The 1,742-nt window shown below is 58.0% G+C and carries 1 protein-coding gene; it reads right to left on the reverse strand.

Annotated elements, in window-relative coordinates; translation table 11 throughout:
- Positions 1 to 183: 183 nt before the first annotated feature.
- Positions 184 to 1,742 (reverse strand): hypothetical protein (locus Manayef4_RS23805; RefSeq protein ID WP_217494085.1); only part of this gene is annotated, 1,559 nt, incomplete at its 5' end.

Below are 1,742 nucleotides of genomic sequence, written 5' to 3' on the forward strand. Positions count from 1 at the left end.
GAGCCCTAACCCCACCCACAAGCCGAAAACCACCCGACCGGCAACACCGGCCGGGCCTTCGGCCCGCCCACCCACGCCATCACCGAACTCTTACCGAGCAGTACGCCGAAGACCTGACGAGCATGATGTATTTGGTGGATGCGCCAGAGGACAGAGTTTGGATCTTTGACGCCTCCAAGACCTTCACGGCCCGCCTAGCTRGTCCCGAACGGAGCGACGGACATCCGATTTCAAGATCTCCCTGATGCCTTCCGGGTGATTTACACTCAGGGCCATCGCCAGAGATCGTCGCACAATAGCCGAGGGGTCACGAGAAAAACGCTCGCCGAGAACGCTATCCCGATCTTCTTCCTCGGCCCACTTGACAGCAGCAATAGCCCGGATCATCGGCCGAGGGTGTCCGACGAAGCGGGCTGGATCTATAAGAACATATGTCGATGGAATGTATGAAATGGCACGGTCGATGCCGCTAGACGAATCGGGTCCCGCCGAAGCGAACAACATCTCCGCCTGTTGCTGTACCTGCTCGTAACGCGCGGGTTCGTCTGCCAGCAGTGCCGCGACCCGAAGAGCCGCAATCTCAATAACGGAATTGCCWCCGAAATTGAACTTGAACCGGTCAAAYGGATCGCCCGAATCGGGTATCGGCACCTCCTCCGAGCTTGGCAGATATTTGCCTCCCGCCATGGCAAGCGTAGCATTGAACATTTCAGCGCGAACATCCGCAGAAAGTTTCCGGGCTACCGTACCCACGGCATGAAGTGCTGTTTCCCGGTTCATGGCCGGTTCTTTCACATCGTGTGCCATCACAAGCATCGCCGACGCAAATGTGTCTGCCTCGATCTCGCCGAGTGTCGACACCAACAGTGCCACGGATTGTACGTCGGACCCAAAGGTCACTTGCCCTGGGACATGCTGGCGAGGCTGTATGGCCTGCTCGTAGTGCTTCCGCGCTAGAGCTGCGACTGGCTCACTATCTCCACCGGCAATCACAAGGGCGAGTGCCGCTTGAAAATGGCCGTCCCGCGCGGCGTTCGCTAGATGATGCATCGCCTCGTCGGTTCGATTGGACAGCACGGAACTGTTGCTTTTCAGGAGAGGATTGCCTAGAAATTCGCTGGTTATCAAGCCTCTACACAGCTGCTCAAAAGCGCGGTGACCGACCTCGTCGTCCCGGTCAGCCAGGGTGATCAGCAGCTTGACTTGGTCGTCATCGGTATGGTGAAAATTCTTTGGCCCGCGCGGAATGAGACTATCTGTCAGGTCGAGAAGCTGYGCTGCTTGAGCATCATTCGCCAATGAGGCGAGGCTAGCAGCTGCGCCAAACGATGCATGGTACGGGTCCGAAGCGACTGTTGGTACGGTGCGGGCCCCAACGGCGATATCGGCAAGCGCGCACTGGAGCCACTGCCTCGCGTTATCGTCCGGGATAAGATCAGACGTCTGTTCGACCAGTCGATACGCCGCGGCCACCTCCCAGCTTGGTCCGGATAGAAACTCGGTCGTGACTATCACCGGAGCCTCTGGGAAACTCCGACCTATTTTCTTGATCTCCTTCACCGATCCCGACCAGATGTAGTGCCGGGCCGCGTCGAAAACTTTGCCAGTCACYGCGAAGAGATCACCGAAGTCCTTATGTGCGGTAAGCTCGTCAGTCCAACTGCCGATCACGGCTGAATGCCACAGGTATCGGTGGAGGAATTCAAGCGCATCTGGCCACTTCTCGCAGGGTGACCCGCAAA

Source organism: Frankia sp. CgMI4, from assembly GCF_001756285.1.
GTDB classification, from domain to species: Bacteria; Actinomycetota; Actinomycetes; order Frankiales; family Frankiaceae; genus Frankia; species Frankia casuarinae.